This window comes from Kitasatospora sp. NPDC032150, from assembly GCF_055579945.1.
In genome coordinates, this window is record NZ_JBVIMH010000003.1 from 121,525 (window position 1) to 144,078 (window position 22,554).

The 22,554-nt window shown below is 72.6% G+C and carries 3 protein-coding genes (1 of these 3 only partly in view); all 3 read left to right on the forward strand.

The annotated features are described in order from the left end of the window. Tightly spaced (each overlapping or abutting the next), the 3 genes in view from ACZ5ON_RS04915 to ACZ5ON_RS04925 form a layout consistent with a single transcriptional unit that may run on beyond the window. Positions 1 to 282 (forward strand): acyl carrier protein, encoded by a 282-nt coding sequence (locus ACZ5ON_RS04915; RefSeq protein WP_465585602.1) that lies wholly within the window; start codon positions 1 to 3, stop codon positions 280 to 282. Then, complete coding sequence (asnB, locus tag ACZ5ON_RS04920) at positions 270 to 2,261, forward strand: asparagine synthase (glutamine-hydrolyzing) (RefSeq protein ID WP_465585605.1); 1,992 nt, start codon at positions 270 to 272, stop codon at positions 2,259 to 2,261. The genes ACZ5ON_RS04915 and asnB overlap by 13 nt, the downstream gene beginning before the upstream one ends. Continuing rightward, positions 2,258 to 22,554 carry the 5' portion of an SDR family NAD(P)-dependent oxidoreductase gene (locus ACZ5ON_RS04925; RefSeq protein ID WP_465585609.1) on the forward strand. The gene runs 193 nt beyond the window's last position, so the window shows 20,297 of its 20,490 coding nt (coding positions 1-20,297); the start codon lies at positions 2,258 to 2,260; its stop codon lies beyond the right edge, outside the window. The genes asnB and ACZ5ON_RS04925 overlap by 4 nt, the downstream gene beginning before the upstream one ends.

The window sequence follows — 22,554 nt, forward strand, 5'->3', positions numbered from 1 at the left end:
ATGGACAGGACCGAGCGAATCATCCAGTTCATCGAGGACCAGTTTCTCGTGGAGTTCGGCAGCGAGGTGACGGCGCAGAGCGATCTCTTCAAGGAAGGGATCATCGACTCCTTCGGCTACATCCAGCTGATGGCCTTCCTGGAGGAGCAGTTCGCCATCGCGTTCGCCGAGGAGGACATCCTGCTGAACGTCTTCGTCACGGTGGAGGCGATCGACGAGTTCGTGGCGACGAAGCTCGCCGAGCAGCTCGCCGCGAAGGGGGACGCGCCGTGTGCGGGATAGCCGGATTCCTCTCCTCCTCGCCGGCCCCCGAGGCCGCGCCGGACGTCATCACCTCGATGCTCTCGCTGATCCGCCACCGCGGGCCGGACGAGGCGGGCTACTACCTGGACGACGGCCTGGCGATGGGCACGGTCCGCCTGTCGATCGTCGACCTGGACGCCGGCGCGCAGCCGATGTCGGACTTGTCCGAGCGCTACTGGATCTGCTTCAACGGCGAGCTCTACAACCACCTCGAACTGCGCGAGGAGCTGCGGCGGCTGGGCCACCCCTTCCGCACCCGCTCGGACACCGAGGTCGTGCTGCAGGCATGGATCCAGTGGGGTGCCGACTGCCTGTCACGCTTCAACGGCGCCTTCGCCTTCGCGATCCGGGACGCCGAATCGGGCGAGCTCGCCCTGGCCCGCGACCGCTACGGCAAGCGCCCGCTCTTCTACGCCGAGCACGGCGGCGACTTCCTCTTCGCCTCGGAGATGAAGGCGTTCCGCGCCTTCCCCGGCTTCCGCTTCGAACTCGACGCCCGCGAGCTGGCGTCGACCTTCGCCGTCTGGACGCCGCTGCCCGACCGCAGCCCGTTCACCGGCGTGCGTCAGCTGCCGATGGGCAGTGTGCTGACCGTCCGCGAGGGCCGCCAGGCGCTACACACCTACGAGCAACTGAGCGTGGACGCGCCCGCGTTCGCGGGCTGTGAGGCCGAGGCCGCCGCCTTCGTCCGCGAGGAGCTGCGACGGAGCGTGGAGCTGCGGCTGCGCAGCGACGTGCCGGTCGGGGTCTACCTGAGCGGCGGTCTGGACTCCTCCGTCGTCACCAAGCTCGCCACCGAGCTGTCCCGCAGCCAGGTGCGGACCTTCTCCGTCGCCTTCGAGGACCGGACCTTCGACGAGTCGGACAGCCAGCAGCTGGTGGCCGAGCACCTGGGCACCCGTCACTCGGCCATCACGGTGAGTGCCGCCGACATCGCCGAGGCCTTCCCGGCGGCCGTCTACCACGCCGAAGTCCCGGCTTTCCGCACCGCGTTCGTCCCGATGTACCTGCTGTCGCGCCATGTGCGCGAGGCCGGGATCAAGACGGTGCTCAGCGGTGAGGGTGCCGACGAGGCCTTCCTCGGCTACTCGCTGTTCCGGGAGACGATGCTGCGCGCGGCCTGGCACGAGCTCTCCGAGGACGAGCGCAGGACGAGGATCGCGGGTCTGCACCCCGAGCTCGCGCACTTCGGGCCCGAGCACCGCGCACACCTGACGGGCCTGTTCCGGCAGTTCGCCACCGAGCGCCTGCCCGGCCTATTCTCGCACGAACTGCGCTACCAGAACGGCAAGTTCGCCGCCCGCCTGGTGAAGGAGCGGTTCGATCCGTTTGCCGACCTGATCACCCTGGCGCAGGCCACCGAGGGGTACCAGGAGCTCAGCGCGGTGCAGAAGGCGCAGTGGCTGGAGTACAAGACGCTGCTGCCCGGCTACCTGCTCTCCACCCAGGGCGAGCGGATGGGCCTGGCGCACGGGGTGGAGAACCGCTGCCCGTTCCTCGATCCCGCCGTGGTGCGGGCCGCCGCCTCGGTCAACCTGCGCTTCGACGACGGCGCCGAGGAGAAGGCGATCCTCAAGAAGGCCTTCGCCGGCGAGCTGCCCGCCCGCAGCCTGACCCGGCCCAAGCAGCCCTACCGGGCGCCGGGCAGTGCGGTGTTCAAGGACCAGGATCCGGACTACCTGGAACTGGTGCTCTCCGAGCGCGAGTTGGCGGGGATCGAGGGCATCGACCCGGTCTTCGCCCGGAAGTTGGTCAAGAAGATCATGTCGGTCCCCGCTGCCGAGATCAGCACCAAGGAGGACCAGGCGTTCATCTACCTGCTCACGACCGCGGTCATCAACCAGCAGTTCGTCAGGAATCAGGAGAGCTACATGGGCACGCCCTCGGCAGCCGAACTGAAGGTGCGCACGGTCGCCGACCGCCGTCGCCTCGCCCAGCCGATCGGAGGAGCACGATGAGCGCCGAACAGCCCTCGCCGGATAGCGGCGACATCGCGGTCATCGGCCTCTCGCTGCGCTTTCCCGGCGCCGAGTCGCTGGACGAACTGTGGCAGCACCTGGTCGCGGGCCGCTCGCTGATCACCGAGGTGCCGGCCGAACGCTGGTCCAAGGAGCGCTACTTCGGAGACCCGCGCCCCGGGGTCGAGAAGACCAACAGCATCTGGGGCGGCTTCATCGAGCACGCGGACTGCTTCGACGCCGCGTTCTTCAACATCTCGCCGCGTGAAGCCGAGAGCATGGACCCGCAGCAGCGCTTCGCCCTCGAACTCGCTTGGCAGGCGATCGAGGACGCCGGCTACCCGGCCACCGCGCTGGCCGGCTCCAGGACGGGCGTCTTCATGGGTGTCTGCCACGCGGACTACGCCGAACTGATGGAGCGGGAGGGGGCGCAGACCGACGTCTACTTCCCCACCGGCACGGCGTACTCGATCATCTCCAACCGGGTCTCCTACTTCTTCGACCTGCAGGGACCGAGCATCACCAACGACACCGCGTGCTCCAGCTCGTTGGTGTCGGTCTACGAGGCGGTCTCCGCGCTGCGCAATGGCGAGTGCGACCTGGCGCTGGCCGGCGGGGTCAACCTGTGCTGGTCGCCGAAGCACTTCGTGGCGTTCAGTCAGGCGAGCATGCTCTCGCGCAGCGGCGAGTGCCGGGCCTTCGACCAGGGCGCGGACGGTTACGTGCGCGGCGAGGGCGGCGCGGTGCTGCTGCTGAAGCCGCTCGCGCGGGCGCTCGCGGACGGTGACCCGGTGCACGCCGTGATCAAGGGCGTCGCGACCAACCACGGTGGCCGCACCAACTCCCTGACGGTCACCAACCCGGCCGCGCAGGCGAGCCTGATCGAGGGGCTCTACACCCGCGAGGGCATTCGGCCCGAGACGGTCTCCTACATCGAGGCGCACGGCCCCGGTACGCCCGTCGGCGACCCGATCGAGATCCTCGCGCTCAAGCGCGCGTATCTGAACCTGCACGCGGCCCAGGGCACCGAGGCGCAGCCGGCGAGCATCGGGATCGGCTCGGTCAAGACCAACATCGGGCACCTCGAAGGCGCCGCCGGTGTCGCCGGGATGGCCAAGGTGATCGGCGCGCTGGCCGGCAAGGCCCTGCCGGCGACCGCCAACTTCGAGGTGCAGAACCCGCTGATCCGCATCGACGACAGCCCGTTCTACATCGTCGACGAGACCCGGCCGTGGCAGGCCCAGGCCGCTGCGGCGGACGGGCGGGCGATGCCGCGCCGGGCGGGCGTCAGCTCCTTCGGCTTCGGCGGGACCAACGCCCATGTGGTGCTGGAGGAGCACCTCGGCACCGAAGTGGAGTCCGAGGACGCGGTGGTCGCCGAAGGGCCGCAGCTCGTCCCGCTCTCGGCCAAGACGCCCGAGCGGCTGCGCGCGGTGGCGAGCCGGCTGCTGGCCCGGCTCGGCGCCCAGGACGCGGCGCGGCTGTCGCTGGCCGACGTGGCCCACACCCTGCGGGTGGGCCGCGAGTCGCTGTCCGTGCGGGTGGCCTTCCTCGTCGCGGACACCGCCGAACTGATGGCCGCATTGGAGGAGTTCACGGCCGGCTCGGTCGCCGACTCCGAGGTGCACGTGCGCACCGCGCAGGAGACGGCGCCCGAGGCGCTGGAGCTGGCCACCCGCTGGGTGACGGGCGGCGCGGCCCACTGGGCGGGCCTGCCCGGCGAGGCCAACCCGCCGGCTCGCCGCGTGCGGCTGCCCACCTATCCGTTCGCCCGCGAGCGGCACTGGTTCGCCACGCCTGCACCCACCCACGCGTCGAGTGCGGGGGCCGGCCTGTTGCACCCGCTGGTCCACCGCAACACCTCTGACCTCGCCGAGCAACGCTACAGCTCCGCCTTCACGGGGGAGGAGCCGTTCCTGGCGGCGCATCAGGTGGGCGGCAAACGGGTGCTGCCCGCCGCCGCCTCGATCGAGCTGGCCCGGGCCGCAGTCCAGGACGCGCTGGCGCCGGGCGCCGCACCCGGATCGTTCCTGCGCCTGCGCGATCTTTCCTGGCTGCGTCCGCTGGTGGCGGGGGAGGAGCCGCTGGAGGTCCGGCTGGGGCTGATCCCCGAGGATGAGGGCCGGATCGCGTTCGAGCTCCGCACCGGCGCCCGGGCCGCCGGGGCCTCAGCCGTGGTGCACAGCCGCGGCGCCGTCGAGCTGTGCGCCCCCGAGCAGGTGCCGGCACTCGACCTGGACGCGCTGCGCGCGGCCTGCGGCACGCCGTACGCGCCCGCGGACGCCTATGATGCGTTCCGCGCCGCCGGGCTCGACTACGGCCCAGCGATGCGCGGCTTGACGGAACTCCATCTTGGAGACGGCGAGTTGCTCGCGCGGATCGAGCAGCCGGCCGCCGCCGAGGAGGGCCCGGACTTCGTGCTGCCGCCCAGCGTGCTGGACTCGGCGCTGCAGTCCTCGCTCGTCCTGCTGGCCGCCGCGGCCACCGAGCCCGCCGTCGGGCCGGCGATGCCGTTCGTGCTGGACCGGATCGACATCCACGGCCCGTGCGCCGCCGAGACCTGGGCCTGGGTGCGGCGGCGCGAGGGCACCGGCGCGCTCGCCACCTTCGACCTCGACCTCTGCGATGCCGCGGGCGTCGTCAGCGCCAGCCTGCGCGGGCTGGTGCAGCGCACCGTCGTCGCGCCGGCCGGGCCGCGCGTGGTCACGGCCACCTCCGGGTGGGTGGACGCCCCGCTCGCCGCCGCCGCGTCGGAGGTCGGCCAGGCCGACGTCACCGTGCACGCGTTCATCGCGGGCAAGGCGGCGGCGCTGGGGGACCTCTCGCTCACCGAACTGCCCGAGATCGCGCCCGGCCGGCTCGCCGAGAACGCGCAGGCCGCCCTCGGCGAACTCTTCGCCGCGGTCCAGCGGGTGCTGACCGCGAGCCCGAGGACGGCGCACCGTTTCCTGGTCCTGGTCGACGACCGGGCGCCGCGCCAGCTGCACGCCCCCCTCACCGGACTGTTCCGCACCGCCGAGCTGGAGAACCCGCTGATCTCCGGCCGGGTGCTCCGCATCGCGGGCCTCGAGAGCGCGTCGACCGAGCAGATCGCGAGCATCCTGCGTGAGGAGGCGGCCGCCACCGAGCCGGACGCGGAGCTGCGCCACGCGGCCGACGGCACCCGCCTCGCCTGGCGTCCCATCGAGCTCGAACTCGCGGCGGGCCCGCAGGTCCCGCCGCTGCGCGCGGGCGGGGTTTACTGGGTCACCGGCGGCCTCGGCGGCCTCGGCCGGCACGTGGCAGGCTACTTCGCGCGCTGCGCGGGCACGACCATCGTGCTGAGCGGGCGCACGGCAGCCGGCGCCGCGAGCAAGGCGGCCCTCGCCGAGCTGCGCGCGGCGGGCGTCGACGCCCACTACCTGCGCGTCGACGTCACCCGCGCGGCGGACGTGCAGCGCGCGGTGCGCGCGATCCAGCGCAAGCACGGCACGCTCACCGGCATAGTGCACGCCGCGGGCCTGCTGCGTGACGCCTACCTGCTGCGCAAGGACGCCGCCGACCTGCCCGCCGTGACGGCCCCGAAGCTGCACGGCGCGGTCAACCTGGATGCGGCCACCCGTGACCTCGCGCTCGACTTCTTCGCGGTCTTCTCCTCCGTCGCCGGCGTCTACGGCAACGCCGGACAGGGCGACTACGCCGCGGCCAACGCCTTCCTGGACGCCTTCGCGCAGCACCGCCGCACGCTTGTCGACAGTGGCGAGCGCAGCGGGCGCACGGTCGCCGTCAGCTGGCCGCTCTGGGCCGACGGCGGCATGGCGATGGACGCGGTGACGCTGGAGTCGATGCGCCGCCGGCGCGGCTGGGAGCCGCTGCCGACGGAGGAGGGCCTGCACCTGCTCGGGCGGGTGCTGACCGAGGGACCCGAGCACGTCGTGGTCGCCTACGGCACCGAGGCGACCCTCGCGCCCGCAGGCCGGGCGGCGGAGCGTGCCGGTGCCCCGGTGCCGCGACCCGTCGCCGCCACCCCGGTCGCCGAGGGCGAGCTGCTGGAGCGGATGACCGAGCTGCTCAAGCAGCAACTGGGCGAGGTGCTGCACCACGACCCCGGCACCATCGACGCTTCGGCCAACCTGGTCGAGTACGGCATCGACTCGCTCAGCATCCTGGAGCTGACGGTCCGCCTGGAGGCGCTGTTCGGGACGCTCGCCAAGACGATCTTCTTCGAGTACCTGACCGTCGAGGACGTAGCGGGATACTTCGTCGCGCAGCACCGCGAGAAGCTGGACGCCGTGCTGGGGGCTCAAGGAGCCCCGCAACAGCCTGTGCAGGCCGTCGAGGACCCGCAGGCCGCGCCCGTCCCGGGCCGCGCACGCTTCGCGCGCACCGCTACCGCCACCGTGGCCGAGCCCGCTGACCGGGCCGACCGCCGCGACGCCGACCGCCGCGACGCCGACCGCCGCGACATCGCCGTCATCGGCATCTCCGGCAAGTACCCGGGCGCCGACACGCTCGACGAGCTCTGGGAGATGCTCGCCGAGGGCCGCCACGCCTTCGAGGAGGTCCCGCGCGAGCGCTGGGACCACGACGCGATCTACAGCCGCGAGCGCAGCGTGCTCGGCAAGAGCGTGATCCACACCGGCACCTTCCTGCGCGACATCGACCGCTTCGACCCGCGCTACTTCCGCATCTCCAAGCGCGAGGCGGAGCAGATGTCGCCGGAGGTGCGGCTCTTCCTGCAGACCGGCGTCGAGGCCCTGGAGGACGCGGGCTACTCGCGCGAGACCATCCAGCGCCAGTACCAGGGCGACGTGGGCGTGCTGGTCGGCACCATGAGCAACCACTACGGCCTGTACGGGTTCCAGAACAGCCTGACCCGCGGGGCCCCGGCCAGCGGCAGCTACCTGGCCACCATCCCCAACATGCTCTCCTACTTCTACGGGCTCACCGGACCGTCGATCTTCCTCGACACCATGTGCTCGACCTCCTCCGTCTGCATCCACCAGGCGGTGCAGATGCTGCGCGCGGGCGACTGCAAGATGGTGGTGGCCGGCGGCGTCAACCTGCTGCTGCACCCGTACAACCTCATCACCTCCTCGCAGGAGCACTTCACCACCGCGACCTCGGACGTGGTGCGCAGCTTCGGCCAGGGCGTGGACGGCACGATCCTCGGCGAGGGCGTGGGCGCCGTCGTGCTGAAGCCGCTGGCCGACGCCGAGCGCGACGGTGACCACGTGTACGCAGTCATCAAGGGCACCGCGCTCAGCAACGCGGGCGTCCGCAACGGCTTCACCGTGCCCAACCCGCGGATGCAGACCCGGGCGATCGAGAAGGCGATCGAGGACGCGGGCGTCGACCCGCGCACGATCAACTACGTGGAGGCGCACGGCTCGGGCACCTCGCTCGGTGACCCGATCGAGGTCGGCGCGCTGACCGCCGCCTACCGCAAGTACACCGAAGAGAACCAGTTCTGCGCCCTCGGATCGGTCAAGTCGAACCTGGCGCACCTGCTCGCGGCGGCCGGCGTGGTCGCCTTCGCGAAGGTGGTGGCCCAGCTCAAGCAGGGCAAGTTGGCGCCTTCGCTGCACAGCGCCGAGACCAACCCGGACATCGACTTCGCGAGCACGCCGTTCCACGTCCAGCAGGAGCTCACCGACTGGCAGCAGGTCACCACCACCGACGGCGGCCGCACCGTGGTCCACCCGCGGCGCGCCGGCATCACCTCGATCGGCGCGGGCGGGATGAACTCGCACATCATCGTGGAGGAGTACGTGGCCCCGCCGAGCCCCGCGCGGGAGCCGGGTGTGGAGCTGTTCGTCTTCTCGGCGATGACCGAAGAGGCGCTGGCGGCCCACCTGCTGCGGTTCCGCGACTACGCGGCCCAGGCCGACGAGGCCGAACTGGCCTCGATCGCCCATACCTTGCGGGTCGGAAAGAACGAACTGCCGCGCCGCTGGGCCTTCCTGGCCAAGGACCTGGCCGGCGTACTGGCGGCGATCGAACGCTACCTCGCGGGCGAGCGCGACCTGGCCGCCGAGCTCACCGGCCACGACCAGCGCTCGACGCGGGCGCGCGAGCTCGCACTGACCTGGACCGGCGGCAAGAGCGTCGACTGGGCCACGCTCGACTCGGGGCGCCCGCCCCGGCGGGTCCCGCTGCCGGCCTACCCCTTCGATCGGGTCCGCTGCTGGGTGGCCCAGGAGCCCGACGCGCCGTCAGTGGCGGTACCACTCGCACTGCGTGAGAAGCTCCACCCCTTCCTCGGCCGTAACGAGTCCGACGTCGACGGGCTGCGCTACGTCCTGGACGTCCACCTGGATGACCTGGCCGACTACGGCTACCAGCAGGACAAGGTGCTCGGCATCGTCCCCACCTTCGCCCTCGACCTCGCCCTCGCCGCCGCCAAGGTCTCCGGCTTCACCACCGACCCGGTCGTGCGCGAGCTGCGGGTGTGCGACCCGGTCCGGTGGGGCCAGGTTACGCGCCTGGTCACCACCTTCGCAGCCGGCCGCGGCGCGCTCTTCGTCGAGGACGCGGATCACGTGCGCACGCCGGTACTGGAGTTCGACGTGGAACCGGGCGAGGCCCGGCCGCCGCTCGCCGAGGCCGTCCGGCTGGACGCGCTGCGCGAGCGGGCCACGGCCGTGCACGACGGGGACGAGCTGCGCGCCGTGCTCGCGGCCGGCGGCCTGGAGCGCCCGGCCGCGCACTGCGGCCTGCGACGCGGCTACTGGCTGCGGGAGGGCGGGCTGCTGCTCGAACTCACCGCGCCCGAGCGGCGGCACGACCACGCCGCGCGGAACACCTCGATCACGCCGACCGTGCTCGCGGCCATCGCGCAGGGCGTGCAGTTGGTCGCCGAGCGGGCGGGTGCGGCGCACTGGGCGGCGACCTTCCCCCAGCAGATCGGGGAGCTGCGAGTCTCCGACGCGCTGAACGAAGTCGAGTACCTGTTCTTCGAGTTGACCGAAAGCTCCGGCGACGGTGTCGGAGCGGTGCGGCTGCTGGACAGCGACGGTACGGTGCTCGGCACCCTCGCAGGCGTGCGGTGCGGCGACAGTCGACTGCCGCGCGCCGCAACGCACCAGGTGCGGAGCCAGGCAGCGGGCACCGTCGGCTTCGTGGTCGGCGCGCTGCGTGAGATGGCGGCGGGCATCCTCAAGTTCGACGCCGACGAATTGGAGGGCGACACCCGCTTCGACGCCTTCGGCTTCGACTCGATCTCGCTGCTCTCCTTCTCCGGGCTGGTCCGGGAACGGTTCGGCGTCGAGCTGAACCCGGCCATCCTCTACGACGTCAACACTCTGGACGACCTCGGGCGTTACCTCACCGAGGAGTTCGGGGACCAGATCACGCAGACGCGGGACAGAGCGGCCACACCGGCGCGCCCGGCCGAGCGCCGACCCGTCGCGGCCCGCTCTCTCGCCGCCCGCCCCTCGACGGACATGCCGATCGCAGTGGTCGGTGCGGCGGGACGGTTCCCACAGGCACCCGACCTGGACGCCTACTGGGCCAACCTGCTGGTGGGCCGGGACTCGGTCACCGACTTCCCACGCCACCGCTATGACGACGCCTACGCGCGGACCGTCGACGAGGCCGACTTCCCCAAGCACGCCGGCGTGCTCGACGGCGTCGACGCCTTCGACGCCGAGTTCTTCCGGATCCTGCCGCGAGAAGCCGAACTGATGGACCCGCAGCACCGCCTGGCGCTGGAGACGGTCTGGAACGCGATCGAGGACAGCGCCTACCGCCCCGCCGAGCTACCGAAGAACACCGGCCTCTTCCTCGGTGTCTCCGGCACCGACTACGCGACGCTGCTCACCACCTACGGCGTTCCGGGCGACGCCTTCACCTCCACCGGCAACGCCCACTCGATGCTCGCCAACCGGGTCTCCTACGTGCTCGACCTGCACGGCCCGAGCCAGCCGGTGGACACCGCCTGCTCCAGCTCGCTGATCGCCGTCCACCGCGCGATCGAGGCGATCCGCTCGGGAGCGTGCGAGGCCGCGATCGCCGGCGGGGTCAACCTGCTGCTCAGCGTCGACACCTTCGTCAGCGCGCAGCGTGCGGGGATGCTCAGCCCGGACGGCCGCTGCAAGCCCTTCGCCCGGGACGCGGACGGCTACGTGCGCGGCGAGGGGGCGGGCGTGGTGGTGCTCAAGCCGCTCGCCGCCGCCGAGCGCGACGGCGATGTGATCCTCGGCCTGCTGATCGGCAGCGCCGAGAACCACGGCGGGCGGGCCAACTCGCTCACCGCGCCGAATGCCGACGCACAGGCCGATCTGGTGGTGCGGGCGATGGGCGACACCGACCCCGACACGATCGGCTACTTGGAGGCCCACGGCACCGGCACCGCGCTCGGTGACCCGGTGGAGGTGCGCGGCCTGCAGTCCGCGTTCCGTCGGCTGGGCAGCACCGGCCGGGGCACCTGTGGTCTCGGCTCGGTGAAGGGCAACATCGGCCACCTGGAGGCCGCCGCCGGAATCGCAGGCCTGCTCAAGGTGCTGCTCGCGATGAAGCACCGCGTGCTCCCGGCGACCCGCAACCTCGGCGAGCTCAACCCGTACATCCAGCTCGACGGCGGCCCGCTGCGCATCGTGCGCGAGAACGAGCCCTGGCAGCGGCTGCCCGAGCGCGGCGGCGCACTCGCCCCGCGCCGCGCGGGAGTCAGCAGCTTCGGCTTCGGCGGCTCCAACTGCCATGTCGTGGTGGAGGAGTACCTGCCCGCCGACGAGCCGCGCGAGGACCGGGCCGGGCAGCAGGCGGCGGTCGTCGTGCCGCTCTCGGCCCGCACGGACGAGCAACTGCGGGCGCGAGCCCGGGATCTGCTCCGTGCGCTCGAAGCGGACCGGGTGCCGGCTTCGCTCTCCTCGATCGCGTGGAGTCTGCAGGCCGGTCGAGAGGCGCTGGCGGAGCGGGTCGGCTGGGTGGTCCGTTCGCGCGGAGAACTCGTCGACCGTCTGCGGGCGTTCGCCGCGGGCGAGGACCGTCTGGAAGGCGGCGCCCGCGGCCGGGTCGCCCGCCGCGATGCCGGTCCCGCCGCGCGCACGGCGCAGTCGGCCGCGCCGGCCGTAACGGCCGGCGACCTCGCGGGGCTGCTGGCACGCTGGACCGAAGGCGGCGCCGTCGACTGGCGCGCCCTGTACGGGCCGCGCACGCCTCGGCGGGTCCAGCTGCCCGGGTACCCGTTCGCGCGGGATCGGTACTGGATCCCTGGCAGCGGCGTTCGCCCCGCGCCGTTCCAGGCCTCGGTCGGTGCCGCGCCGCTGCGGGCTCCGACCAGCTCCGAGCCCGCGATCGGGACGGTGTTGCTGGCGCCGCACTGGACGCCCCGCCCCGCGCCGTCCGCAAGCGCGGGCCAAGGCACCCTGGCCCGTCGGGTGGTGATCCTCTGCGGCAGGCTCGGCGCCGCCCGCGAGCAGGTCGAACTGCGCCTGCCGCAGGTGCGCTGCTTCACTGCCACGACGGCCAAGCAGCGGCTGGACAGTCGCTTCACCGACCTCTCGCAGCAGGTCTTCGAGATCGTCCGCGGCCTGGTCGCCGAGCCGCAGGTCGGCGGCACGCTGGTCCAGCTGGTGACGGACTCGTACGGCGACGAGGCGGTGAACCTCGCGCTGGCCGGCCTGCTGCGCACGGCGATGCTGGAGAGCCCCGGGTTCGTCGGCCAGGTCATCGGCCTGGAGGGCACCGGCTCGGCGGACGTCCTCGCCGCCCTCATCGCGGAGGACGGCACCGCAGGCGAGGATCTGGTGCGCTACCGCGCCGGTGAACGCACCGTCCGCAGCTGGCGCCCGGCCGAGCAGTCGGCGGGCGCGGCGCAGGCGCCGTGGCGCGCGGGCGGGGTCTACCTGATCGCCGGCGGCGCGAGCGGCATCGGCGCGATCATCGCGCGAGCCATCGCCGACGAGGTGGGCAGGACGACCCTGGTACTGGCCGGGCGGGCGCCGCAGGACGCGCGGATCGAGGCGCTGCTCGGGGAACTGCGGGCGGCCGGTGCCCTCGCGAGCTACCGCCGCGCGGACATCTCCCGCTGGGAGGAGGCGCGCCACCTGATCGCGGGCATCCGGCAGCAGAGCGGAGGGGTCGACGGGATCGTCCACTGCGCCGGTGTGATCCAGGACGCCTCGCTGGTGCGCAAGACCGCGCAGGAGTGGACGCAGGTGCTCGCCCCGAAGGTCGACGGCCTGGTCAACCTGGACCGTGCGATCGGCCGCGCGCCACTCGACTTCCTGATCACCTGCTCCTCCGGCTCCGCCGTCACCGGCAACCCGGGTCAGGCGGACTACGCCACGGCCAACGCCTTCCTGGACGAGTTCGCGGCGCTTCGCACGGAGCGGGTCGCGACGGGGGAGCGGTCGGGACGTACGCTCTCGCTCGCCTGGCCGCTCTGGCAGGACGGCGGCATGACGGTCGACCAGGCCGCGCGCGATTACCTCTGGCGCAGCCGCGGCCTGACCCCGATGGGTTCGGCGCAGGGCGTCGACGCCCTGCGGCAGGCCTGGCGACTCGGCACGGACCGGGTGTGGGTGCACCACGGCGACCCGGCCCGGATCCCGCTCGCGCCGAGCACGCCGGTGACAACCACCATGCCCGCCAGACCCGTTGGTCCCGTCAGCGCCATCAGCTCAGACAACCTCGGCCGTCTCGGCCGCGAGAGTCTGCGCCTGCTCGCCGAACTCTTCGCACAGGTCACCAAGTTGTCCCCCGGCAACGTCGACGTCGACGAGCCGTTGGCTGCGCTGGGCCTTGATTCGATCATGGTGGTTCAGTTGAAGAACGCGCTCTCCCCGGCGTTCCCCGAAGTCTCCACGACCCTCTTCTACGAGCTCCCGACCCTGCGGGCGATCGCCGGCCACCTCGCGACGGAGCACACGTCGCACGCCCTCGATTGGACCGGAGCGGCGGCCGAGCCGACTCGGGTCACCGCCGCTGCCGAGCCGTTGACCGTCACCGAGCGGGCTCCCGGCCGGCTCGAGCCGGCCCGGTCTCCCGAGGCACGCGAGCCCATCGCCGTGATCGGCCTGAGCGGCCGCTACCCGGGCGCCGAGAACCTCGCCGAGTTCTGGGCGAACCTCAAGGCGGGCCGCGACTGCGTCCGCGAGGTGCCGGCCGACCGCTGGCCGCTGGAGGGCTTCTTCGAGCCCGACCGGCTCAAGGCGATCGCCACCGGGCGCAGCTACAGCAAGTGGGGCGGTTTCGTCGACGGCTTCGCGGATTTCGACCCGCTCTTCTTCCAGATCGCACCACGCGACGCCTATGCGATTGATCCGCAGGAGCGCCTCTTCCTGCAGGCCTCCTGGGAGGTCCTGGAGGACGCCGGCTACACCCGCGAGCGGCTGGCAGGGCGCCACCGGCGCCGGGTCGGCGTATTCGCCGGAGTCACCAAGTCGGGCCATGCGCGCCACGGTGCGGGCTTGCTGCCATCCGGCGAGCGGGTGGTTCCCGCGCTCTCCTTCGCCTCGCTCAGCGCTCGCACGTCCTACGTCCTGGACCTGCGCGGACCGAGCATGACGATCGACACGATGTGCTCGGCCTCGCTCACCGCGATCCACGAGGCCTGCGAGAACCTCCACCGCGGGGCCTGCGAACTGGCCATCGCGGGCGGGGTCAACCTCTACCTGCACCAGCACGACTACGTCGAACTCTGCCGCTCCACCATGCTCTCGTCGGACGCGCGCTGCCGCAGCTTCGGTACCGGCGGCCATGGCTTCGTCCCCGGCGAGGGTGTCGGCTGCGTGCTGCTCAAGCCGCTGTCCCGCGCGCTGGCGGACGGCGACCGGATCCACGCGGTGATACGCGGCAGCAGCGTCAACCACGGTGGCCGCACGAACGGCTACACGGTGCCGAACCCGGCCGCCCAGACCGAGTTGATCCGCGAGGCGCTGGAGAGCGCGGGGGTCTCGGCCCGCGAGGTGGGCTGTGTCGAGGCGCACGGCACCGGCACCGAACTCGGCGACCCGATAGAGATCCAGGGCCTGACCCGGGCCTACCAGCAGGACACCGACGACACGCAGTACTGCGCGATCGGCTCCGCCAAGTCGGCGATCGGGCACCTGGAGGCGGCCGCCGGCGTCGCCGGATTCACCAAGGCGGTACTCCAGTTGCAGCACCGCCAGCTCGCGCCGAGCCTGCACGCCGAGCAGCTGAACCACGAAATCGCCTTCGAGCGCACGCCGTTCTTCGTCCAGCGCGAGCTCGCCGACTGGCCGGGTGAGGGCCCGCGGATCGCTGCCGTCTCCTCCTTCGGCGCGGGCGGCTCGAACGCCCACGTGATCCTCGAGGAGTACGCCGCGCCCACGGACCGGCGACTCGCAGACGGCGGCGACCAGTTGATCGTCCTGTCGGCGCGTACGCCCGAGCAACTGCGTGCCGCTGCCTCGCGGTTGTTGGAGTTCCTCGGCGACGAGCGCAACCAGGACGTCGAGCTGGCCGACCTCGCCCACACCCTCCAGGTCGGGCGCGAGGCGATGGCGGAGCGCCTGGCCGTGGTCACCGCCTCCATCGGCGACCTGCGCCGCGTGCTGCGCGGATACCTTGACGAGGACCAGCCGACGCCGACCGTGCTGCGCGGCACGGTCGGCCGGGCCCAAGGCCTGGTCGCCGAGATCGCGGCCGATGCCGACCTCCAGGAGCTCCTGGTCGCCCGATGGGCGCGGGAGGGCAAGCTCGCCAAGCTCGCGGCCCTGTGGATCGACGGCGTGTCCCTCGACTGGAGCCTGCTGCACGAGGCCGGCGCACCGCGGCTGATCTCGCTGCCGACCTATCCGTTCGCCCGTGAGCGGTACTGGATCGGCGATCTCGAACCGGAGCCCACCGCCGCCGCGTCGGCAGCCACGAGCCTGGCCGCAGCGCCGGCTCAGGCACCGGCTCAGGCATCGGCGCCGGTGCGCCGCTCGGTCGAGGAGCACGTCGCGGACGTGGTGTGGGGCGAGCTCGCCAAGGTACTGGCCATGGACGAGGCCGGGATCGACGGGGCTCGTGCCTTCGCCGACTACGGGCTCGACTCCATCCTCGGTGTCCGCCTGGTGCACGAGCTCAATGACACCCTCGCACTCGACCTCGCGACCAGCGTCATCTTCGACCACAGCACGGCCGACCGCCTCACCGCCCACCTGCTCGCGGAGCACGGCGACCGAATCGTGCCCGCCGAGGTCCCCGCTGCCGCCCAGGCTCCCGCCGCCGAGGTTCAAGTCACCGCCGAGCGGTCCCGGTCCACCCCGTCCGCCGGTGCCCGCGGGCCGATCGCCGTGATCGGGATGAGCGGCCGATTCGCCGGCGCCGACTCGCTGGACGAGCTGTGGACCCACCTCGCGAGCGGTGATGACCTGGTGCGCGAAGCCACCCGGTGGGACCTCGGGGCGGACCAGAGCGGCACCCGGCCGCGCGGCGGATTCCTCGACCGGATCGACGAGTTCGACCCCCTCTTCTTCAACATCTCCGGCGTCGAGGCCGCGGCGATGGACCCGCAGCAGCGCCTCTTCCTGGAGGAGTCCTGGAAGGCGCTGGAGGATGCCGGATACCCGGCGGGTGAGCTGAGCGGACGCCGCTGCGGCGTCTACACCGGCTGCTGGTCCGGGGACTACCAGGGACCGACCGGGCCGGACGCGCCCGCGCAGGCCCTGTGGGGCAACATGGCCTCCGTCATCCCGGGCCGCGTCTCCTACGCGCTGAACCTGGTGGGCCCCGCGATCGCGGTCGACACCTCGTGCTCCAGCTCGCTGGTCGCCATCGACCTCGCCTGCAGGGACCTGTGGTCCGGCGAGACCGAACTGGCCCTGGCCGGCGGCGTCTTCGTCCAGTCGACGCCGCGGCTGTACGAGCTCGCGGACCGCGCCGGGATGCTGGCGCCCTCCGGTCGCTGCCACACGTTCGACCACCGCGCCGACGGCTTCGTGCCGGGCGAGGGCGTCGGTGTCATCGTGCTGAAGCGGCTCTCCGCGGCGCTGGCCGACGGGGACCACATCCACGGCGTGATCAGTGGCTCCGGTATCAACCACGACGGCGCGACCAACGGGATCACGGCGCCGAGTTCGGTCTCGCAGGAGCGCCTGCTCCGCGAGGTCTACCAGAACGCCGGGATCAGCGCCGAGCACATCCAGCTGGTCGAGGCGCACGGCACCGGCACCAGCCTGGGCGACCCGATCGAGTTCCAGGCGCTCACCCGCGCCTTCCGCGCCGACACCGACAAGGTCGGGTACTGCGCGGTGGGCTCGGTCAAGACGAACCTCGGCCACGCGCAGTTCGCGGCCGGTGTCGCGGGCGTGCTCAAGGTGCTGCTGGCGCTGCGGCACCGGCAGATCCCCGCCTCGCTGCACTTCGAGAAGGCGAACAAGGCCATCCAGTTCGAGGGCAGTCCCTTCTACCCGAGCACCCGCACCCACGACTGGGCGGTGCCGGCCGGCATCCCGCGCCGCGGTGTGGTGAGCTCCTTCGGCGCCAGCGGGACCAACGCCCACCTGGTGATCGAGGAGGCCCCGGCAACGGGCAACCGCACCACCGCCCACCGTGCCGCCGCCGAGCACCTGGTGGTGCTCTCGGCCCGCACCCGGGAGCAACTCGCGGAGCAGGCCTCGCGCCTGGCGGCGCACGTCCGGCGCGAGCCCGCGCTCGACAGCGGTGACACCGCCTACACGCTGGCCGTCGGGCGCGAGCACCTGACGCACCGCTTCGCCTGCGTGGTCCGCGATCGCGAGGACCTGCTGGACGTGCTGGACCAGGGCCTGGAAGGCCCGCGCGCCGTCACCGGCGAGGCCGCCTCGCGGCGCACCGGCCGCCCGGGCGCGGGTGACCAGGGCCAGGCGCAGCCCGCCGACAGCACGGAGCTGACGGCGCTCGCCGAGCGCTTCGTGCGAGGCCTGCCGGTCGACTTCCCGGCGGTCTTCCCGGCGGGCATGCACCGGCGGGTGTCGCTGCCGACCTACCCGTTCGCCCGCGAGAGCCACTGGACCGCCTCCTCGCCCGCCGCGGTCGCACCCGCGCTCGCCACCGACCGTCCCGACGGCCCCCGCCCCACCGGCCCGTTCCCCACCGGTACCCCCCACCCCCTGCTCCAGCAGCTGTCGTCGGTGCCGGGCGAACCCGGCGCGCTGCGCGGCGCCGCGCTGCTGACCGGTGACGAGCCGGTCCTGCGTGACCACCAGGTGCACGGCCGGCGGGTGCTGCCGGGTGTGGTCCACCTGGAGCTGGCCCGGGCCACCGCGGCGCAGGCGCTCGGCGCCGCCGCGACGACGCCGCTGACCATGCGCAACGTCACCTGGGTGCAGCCGCTCGCGGTCGACGACGCGCCGCTGCCCGTCCAGGTGCTGGTGCGCCCGAGGCCCGACGGCGAGCTCTCCTTCGAGGTTGCCACGCAGGATGGCGCACAGGCCGGCGCGGAGAGCGGCACGGTCTTCTGCGAAGGCCGGATCACGCGGGCCGACACGCCGCGCCCGCCCGCCCTCGATCTCGCCGCGCTGCGGGCGAGCTGCCCGACGCCGGTCTCCGCCGCGCGCATCGAGCAGGCGCTGGCGGCGATGGGCATCACCCACGGTCCCGCCCTGCGGGCGATCGACGAGGCCCGGGTCGGTGCCGGCGTGGTTCTCGCCAAGCTCGGAGCGCCGGCCGCCGCGGAGCTGTCCGGCACGCCGTACGGGCTGCCGCCGGCGCTGCTGGACTCCGCGATCCAGGCCTCGATGGCGCTCCAACTGGCCGCGGACGACGCCGACCAGCAGAGCGCGCAGACCGCGGTGCCCTTCGCGCTGGACCGGCTGGACCTCTTCGCCCCCTGCCCCGCCACCTCCCTGTGGGCGGTGGTCCGGCTGGCGGACGGCAACGCCCGGGCCAGCGCGGTGAGCCGGCTGGACATCGACCTGGTCGACGCCGATGGCGCGGTCTGCGCCCGGCTGGCCGGCTACACCTCCCGGATCGCGCCGCGGCCGCTGCCCGCGCTCTTCGCCCCGGTCTGGGACCCGATCCCGGCGGCCGTGCCGGGCACCCCCGTGCCATCCGCCGCCGACCGCGTGCTCATCGTCGGCGGGAGGGCCGAGCAGCGGGCCGCGATCGTCGGCCAGTGCCCAAGGGCCGTGCTCTGGCGGCTGGCCCCGAGCGCCACGACCGACGAGGTCGCGGCCGAGCTGCTGACGATCGGTGAGCTCGACCACCTGGTCTGGCTCGCACCCGACACCGTGTACCGGGCGGATGACGCGGCCGGCTTCGTCAGCGCCCAGCAGGACGGCGTCATCGCGGCGTTCCGCCAGATCCAGGCGCTGCTGCGGACGAAGTACGACGCGCGCGGGTTCGGCATCACGCTGGTCACCCGGCGCTGCCTGGCCACCCACCAGGGCGAGGAGGTCCGGCCCGCCCACGCCGGCCTGCACGGCCTCTTCGGCTCGCTCGGCCGCGAGTACGCGAACTGGACGGTGCGCAGCGTCGACCTCGACGGCCCTGAGTGGCCGGCGGACCTCATGACCCTCCCGGCGGACTCCGCCGGCGACACCTGGGCGCACCGCGCGGGCCAGTGGCTCCTGCGCCACTGGGCCCCGAGCCAGAGCGAGCCGCAGCAGTGGGCCGGCTACCGCGAGGGTGGTCTCTATGTGGTGATCGGCGGCGCCGGCGGGCTCGGCACGGCCTGGACCCAGCACGTCGTGGAGCGCTACGGCGCACGCGTCGTGTGGCTCGGACGCCGCGTCCAGGATGCCGAGATCGAGGCCAGGTTGCGCTCCGTGCGCGGCCGCGGCGAGGTGCACTACCTCGCCGTCGACGCCGCCGACCCCGAGGCGCTGCGCCGCGCCCACGCCGAGATCACGGCCCGGCACGGGCGGATCAACGGCGTCGTCCAGGCTGCCCTGGTGTTGCAGGACCGGACGCTGGCCGCGATGGACGAGGAGGGGCTGCGTGCCGCTCTGGCGGCGAAGGTCGACGTGAGCGCCGCGATGGCCGCGGTCTTCGCCGACGAGCCGCTCGACTTCACGGTCTTCTTCTCCTCGATGCAGTCCTTCACCACCGCGGCCGGACAAGCCAACTACGCGGCCGGCTGCACCTTCAGCGACGCCTACGCCCAGCTTCTGGAGCGCAGTTGGCACAGCCCGGTGCGCGTGATGAACTGGGGCTGGTGGGGCAAGCTCGGCAGTGTCACCTCCGACTTCTACCAGGAGCGGATGACCCGCTCGGGGCTGGCCTCGATCGAGACGCCGGAGGCGATGGCGGCGCTTGAGCAGCTGCTCGGCGGCCCGCAGCCGCAGTTGAGCTTCGTCAAGCTGGCCCGGCCCGATGCGGTGGCGGCCTTCGAGCCGGCAGTGCGGGTCACCGTGCGCCGGCGTGCGAAGGCACGCGTCGCGGCCCGGGCGCTCACGGTTCGAGAGGTTCCGGCGGCGGACCGGGAGTTGGTGCGCGCGGTGGCCCAGTGGCGCAGCACTGAGCGTGACCCGCTGCTGGCCCAGCTGATCCGGGCCCACCTGGAGCGGCTCGGCGCCGTGCGCGGCGCCGCCGAGGAAGACCTGACGACGGCCGAACTGCGCAGCCGCGCAGGCATCCTGGAGCGCTACACAGCCTGGCTGGAGCACGCGCTGGCGGCGATGCCGGCCGTGACCCCGCCGCTGGCGGAGCTGACCAGGCAGTGGGACGAGCGCCGCGCACAGTGGTCCGTGGACCCGGACAAGAAGGCGGAACTCGCACTGGTCGACGCCACGTTGCGTCAGCTGCCCGCGATCCTGACCGGCGTGACGCCGCCCACCGACGTGATGTTCCCGCGCGGCTCGGTCGAGTTGGTCGAAGGCTGCTACCGCGACAACCGGGTGGCGGACCTGTACAACCGGGCGATGGCCGACACCGCCGTCAGCCTGGTGACCGAGCGGCTGCGCCAGGAACCGGGCGCCCAGCTGCGGATCCTGGAGGTCGGTGCGGGCACCGGCGGCACCAGCGTGGGCATGTTCGCCGCGCTGCGCCCGTTCCGCGACAGCATCGAGACCTATACCTACACGGACCTCTCGAAGGCCTTCCTGAACCACGCGCGCAGTGCCTACGGCCCCGAGGTTCCGTATCTGACCTACGCGCGCCTCGACGCCGAACAGCCGCTGGCCGGACAGGACATCACGCCCGGCAGCTACGACCTGGTGATCGCGGCCAACGTGCTGCACGCGACCCGCGACATCCGCAACACCCTGCGAAACGCCAAGGCGGCGCTGCGCGACGGCGGTTGGCTGCTGCTGAACGAACTCGCGGCGTTCGACGTCTTCAGTCACCTCACGTTCGGCCTGCTGGAGGGCTGGTGGCTGTTCGAGGACGCGCCGCTGCGCATCCCGGGCTCGCCGGCGCTGTCGCCCGACGGCTGGCAGCAGGTGCTGGCGGGGGAGGGGTTCGGGTCGGCCACCCTGATGCTGCCGCAGGTGCGTGAGCTCGGGCAGCAGGTGATCGCCGCCGAGAGCGACGGGATCACGCGGCAGCACAGCCCCGTCCGGCTGGTCGCCCCGGCTGTGCCGGCGCCCGCAGCCCCTGCTGCACCTGTTGCCCCTGCCCCCACGAGGCACGGCAGTACCGGGAGCCGGACCGACACCATGGTCGGCTACCTGCGGGACAAGGCCGCGGCGACGCTGAAGATCCCCGCGGACCAGATCGACGCCGACGAACCGCTGAGCAGCTACGGGATGGACTCGATCCTCGTCCTGCACCTGACCAACGCGCTGCGCCAGGACCTCGGCGAGGTCCCCTCCACCCTGCTCTTCGACGTGGAGACGCTCGACGGACTCGCCGTCCACTTCCTGGCCACCGGCGGCGAGCGGGTGGACGCCCTGCTGGCCCGGCTGCGACCCGTGACGGCAGCCGCCCCGGCCGCTGCCGCCCCGGCCACCCCGCCGACCCCCGCTCGCAGGCCCCTGTCCCACGTCCAACTGGGCATCTGGCTCGAACAGCAGAGCAAGCCGGAGCTGACGGCCTACAACGTGCCGATCGCCTTCGAGGTGCACGGTGAACTGGACGAGGTCGCGCTCGAATCGGCCTGCCGGGCCCAGCTCGAACTGCACCCGCTGCTCGGCTCGGTGGTCGGTGAGCAGGACGGCGTGCCCTACCTGGAGTACCGCGGTTCGGGCGGTCTCCGATTCGAGCGCGATGAGCTCGCGACCGCCTCGCAACCGGAGCAGCTGGCCTACCTGCGCGAGCAGGCGAGCGCACCGTTCGACCTGGCGAACGGTCCCCTCGTCCGGGTGCTGCTGGTGTCCTTTGCGGTGCCGCAGGGCGGCGCCGAACCGCGCCGACTGTTGCTGATCACCGCACATCACCTGGTTCTTGACGGGACATCAGCGGCGTTGCTGGTCCGCTCGATCACCGATGCCTACCGAGCGGCCGCCCTCGCCGAGCACGAGGTCCAGCTGTCGGCGGATAGCGTCGAGTACGCTGAATTCACCGCCTGGGAGGCGCAGTTGCTGTCGGGGCCGGAGGGTGCGGCGCACCGCGACTACTGGGTCGAGCAACTGCGCGCGCCGCGCGGTACGCTCGAACTGTCCGCCGCAAGGCCGATGGAGTCGCCGGTGGAGCCGCACGGTGCGGTGGTCGTCGCGACCCTCACCCCCGAGCTCTCGGCCGCGCTCACGGCCCGCGCCAGGGCCGCGCGGGTCAGCCCCACCGTGCTCTTCCTCGCCTCCTACCTGGCCTTCCTGTACGGTCGGAGCGGACAGCGCGACCTCATCGTCGGCCTGCCCAACGCCGGCCGGCCGCAGGAGCGCTTCAACGAGGTGATCGGCCACTTCGTGAACCTGCTGCCGATCCGCTGCACCGTGGCCGGCGGTGACTCCTTCGCCGATCTGCTCAAGGCGGTGCGGCGAGCGGTCGTCGGCGGCCTGGAGCACAGCGCCTATCCGTTCTCGGAGATGGTCCGCGCCCTCGGTGAGGAGCGCGACGCGGCCTCGGCCCCGATCGTCAGCACCTGCCTGTCCTTCCAGAACTTCGACGGCTCCGCGCTCTTCGCGGGCGAGGACGCCGGATCGGCCCTGGACCTGCGGCCGTTCGAAGGGGTCTACCAGGACAGCGCGTTCGAGCTCGCGGTGGAGATCTACCAGCAGGCCGACGACTACAAGATCGTCCTGAAGTACAGCACCGACCGATTCGCCGGCCAGGCGGTCGAGGCCATGCTGGCCGACTGGCGGGCACTTCTCGAACGAGTGGCCAAGGAAAAGGACTTGCGCCTTGACGAGGCCGAGGTGGCGGTGCCTGAGGACACGACGACCGCCACCGACCCCGCCCCCCGCGCACCGCAGGCCCCACGCCACCCGCGCGAGGAGACCCTCCGCCGCCTCTTCGCCGACGTCCTTGGCCGGGAGCAGGTCGGAGCCGACGACAACTTCTT

Coding starts and splice junctions, on each gene's coding strand:
- ACZ5ON_RS04915 (WP_465585602.1), top strand. CDS start 1: ATGGACAGGACCGAGCGAATCATCCAGTTCATCGAGGACCAGTTTCTC.